This window comes from Alkalihalophilus lindianensis (genome assembly GCF_032843265.1).
Classification (GTDB): Bacteria; Bacillota; Bacilli; order Bacillales; family Bacillaceae_D; genus Alkalihalophilus; species Alkalihalophilus lindianensis.
The window spans coordinates 1-371 of record NZ_JAWJBA010000097.1 but is presented as its reverse complement, the minus strand read 5'-3'; the positions used below and the strand labels follow the sequence as shown (position 1 = coordinate 371).

Annotated in this window: 2 protein-coding genes; both read left to right on the top strand. The window is 32.9% G+C overall.

What is annotated here, in order from left to right; all coding sequences use genetic code 11:
* Nucleotides 1-159: SLOG family protein (locus RYX56_RS21465; RefSeq protein ID WP_317124006.1), on the top strand; the 159-nt coding region annotated here is incomplete at its 5' end.
* A gap of 118 nt (nt 160-277) precedes the next feature.
* On the top strand, nt 278-371 hold a 94-nt coding region (locus RYX56_RS21460), incomplete at its 3' end, for a DivIVA domain-containing protein (protein ID WP_317124005.1).

The following is a 371-nucleotide window of genomic DNA, read 5'->3' as shown; positions in this document are numbered from 1 at the left end:
CTTTACGATCAAGAAAAGGAAGGAAGCCCCAAATATTTATCTGAATTGGCGGCACAGTACCAAAGGAATCATGACTATCTGATTCAATTCATTACCTTTTATGATTTACAAATGATTGTTGAAGAAGAGCAATGGAAACAAATAGATTCTGACTTATGAGGCATAGTTTATTCATTCTTCAAAAAAATGGTTTAGAGACTTCTACATGAAAATTGACAAAACCACATATTTTTGAAAAAATAATAGGTAATGATGGGCAAAACTTGAGGTGATTGGAATGCTGTCAGATAAAGTGAAATTAACAGCGAAGGATATTTTGGAAAAGGATTTTAAAACGGGTGTACGTGGTTATAAACAAGAAGAAGTCGATC